The 2731-nt window shown below is 71.3% G+C and carries 2 protein-coding genes; both read right to left on the minus strand.

Annotated elements, in window-relative coordinates:
* Nucleotides 1–53: 53 nt before the first annotated feature.
* Nucleotides 54–1400: a DUF6789 family protein gene (locus AB0I18_RS51855; RefSeq protein WP_363112859.1), complete on the minus strand. Its 1347-nt coding sequence runs from the start codon at nt 1398–1400 to the stop codon at nt 54–56.
* A partial coding sequence (locus AB0I18_RS51860) for an NAD(P)/FAD-dependent oxidoreductase (protein WP_363112860.1) occupies nt 1393–2731 on the minus strand: 1339 nt, incomplete at its 5' end. The genes AB0I18_RS51855 and AB0I18_RS51860, both read right to left, overlap by 8 nt.

Below are 2731 nucleotides of genomic sequence, written 5' to 3' on the forward strand. Positions count from 1 at the left end.
GGTGGCGACGCCACCCGCTCCACGGCCTTCCGGATCCTGTCCGCCCCGGCTGCCTAGGACACCAGGATGGGGATGAGCAGGGCCACGCAGGTGATCAGGCTCCACAGAGCGGGGGCCGCGCTCAGCGTCTGCTCGTGACGCGCGGCCGCCCGGGCCGCAGTCGCCTCGCTGCGGGTCAGGTGCCATGGGCTGACCCGCTCCTCCAGCCGCTGGTACACCAGGCCGAGCACGGCGCCGTAGGCGAGGTGGCCGACGAGGGAGGGGAAGGACACGGCCAGCGCGGTGGCGCTCCACTGGGGTGCGGCACCGAGCAGCACGGGAAGCAGCGTCAGGTTGCCCAGGACCCACCAGAGGAAGCCGTAGGACACACCCCAGCCGATCCCCGAGGCCGGGTCGAAGCTGCGACGGCGGAAGAAGACCGCGTAGGTGACGCCGATGACCTGGGAAATCAGCAGGTGGATGACGAGGCCGACGACCGCGGAGTCCGAGCCGACCAGGGAGGCGACGGCCGGCAGGAATCCCACGGCGACCATGACGCCGGTGAAGATTACGCCGCCGGCCAGCCCGGCGATGACACCATGCCAGACCGAGATCACCCGCCCACCGACCGCCAGGCGTCCCTCCAGGGCATGGCGTACGTCATCGGAGAACACCGCCCGCGACAGACCGCCCAGCCAGCAGATCAGCAGGGCCGCACCGGCACCGAGCAACACATAGCCGGGCAGATCCGCCACGGCGGTACGTACCGCGGCGGGCGACCACTCCAACCCGCGGCCGTCCAGCAGCGGCCAGACCGTCACCGCCGCGAGCACCCACCACACGAAACCGAAGGCGGCGCCGCGGATCAGGGCGGGGCCGCTGCCCTCGCGGGCGTCGCCGAAGATCATCGCGTACGAGGCGCCGACCAGCGTACCGACGATCAGCCCGTTCCAGCCGAGGCCGAGTAGCGGGGCGACGAGCAGCCCGGCGGCCGACGCGCGCACCAGGAGACCGGGCTTGAGCTGCCGCTCCTTGCGCGACAGCATGGCGAGGCCTGTGGCCGTGGCCGCTCCGTAGGCCAGGTGGCCGAGCAGGCTGGGGATCAGGTTCTGCGCCGTCGCCACGTCCCAGGCCACGGGCTCGCCCAGCAGGATCGGCAGCAGCGTCAATGGCCCGAGGAACCACCACAGCACGCCGTACGCGAGTCCCCAGAACAGCAGCTCGCGCTGGCGCGCGACCAGCACGCCGAAGATGCTCCCGATGATCGCCGCGATCAGCAGGTGGACGGCAAAGCCCACGACGGGTGAGTCGGTTCTGGCGATTGCCGCGACGGTGGGCAGGAATCCGATCTGCACCATCACTGCGCCGAAGACCAGCCCTCCTGCGAGGCCGGCGAGGGCTCCGAATCCAGCGTTACGCATGACGGTCGTCCTTGGTCGAGAGGGCGATGTCCCTGGGGAAGACCAGGTCGAGGGTCCAGTCGGCGAGCACGCGCAGCCGTTTCTCCACACTGGGCATCTTGCTCAGATAGACCGAGCGCCACAGGACCCAGGCGAGGAAACCGGAGACCCGTCGGCCGCCGATCTCGCCGGCCGCCGTGCGGTGCCCCAGCGAGACCAGCACGCCGAGCCCGCCGAAGCGGAACGGGACGGGACGGTGTCCGCCGAGGACCGCGGCGATGTTCCGCGCCGCCGCCTTGCCTTCGCGGATCGCGTGCTGAGCTGTCGGCGGGTAGACCCCGCCCGCCGGGTCGGGGATCCTCGCGCAGTCGCCCAGCGCCCACAGGCCGGGTGCGCCGGGGACCTGCATGGTGGGTTCCACGGCGAGCGGCGGCTGCATGACCTGCTGCACCAGCGGGTTCGGCCGGTTGCCCGCCGTCCAGGCCAGGGTGCGGGTGGGGATGGTCTCGCCGGAGTCGAGCGTGATGTCCTCGGCGGTGGCCTTGCTCACGCGCGCGCCGAGGCGGAACTCGATGCCGCGTCTGTCGAGCTTGCCCTGCGCGTAGAGGCCGAGCATCGGCGACAGCTCCGGCAGCAGCCGCTCACCCGCGTGCACGATCACGAACCTGGGCCGCAGCCCGTGCAGACGCGGATAGAAGTGGAGCACGTCATGCACCAGGTCGAACAGTTCGGCCACCAGTCCCGTCCCGGCGAATCCGCCGCCGGCCACCACGAACGTCAGCAGCCCGGCCTGCTCGGCCGGGTCCGCCTCGAGGTCGGCCCGCTCCAGCGCGCCCAGCACCTGGTCGCGCAGCCTGGTGGCGTCCTCGACGGACTTCATCGGGAACGCGTGCTCGCCCACTCCCGGCAGGTCGAAGAAGTGCGGCACCGCGCCAACCGCCAGGACCAGCTGGTCGTACGGCACGCGGAGCATCCCCTCCTTGCCGGCGGAGACATACGCGTTACGTGTCCGCGTGTCGATCGAGACCACACGCCCGTGCAGGAAGGAGGCATGGTTGAGCCCGGCACGCACCGGGGCGCTCACATGCCTGGCCTCCACCGAGCTCGAGGCGACGCCGACCAGCAGCGGGGTGAACAGTAGGAAGTTCGAGTCGCTGATCAGCGTCACATGAGCGTTGAGCCCGCGGCCGACCCGCCGGTCCAGTTCACGCGCGGCCCCCACCCCGCCGAAACCACCACCTACGATCACCACATGGGGTTTGGCCCGCTGGGGCGCCGGCCGAGGCGGGCGCCAGGTTGAAAGGGCGTGGAAGGTGAGGCCGGCGATCGCGCCGAACAGGATGGCGCCGACG

This window comes from Streptomyces sp. NPDC050704, from assembly GCF_040654355.1.
Classification (GTDB): Bacteria; Actinomycetota; Actinomycetes; order Streptomycetales; family Streptomycetaceae; genus Streptomyces.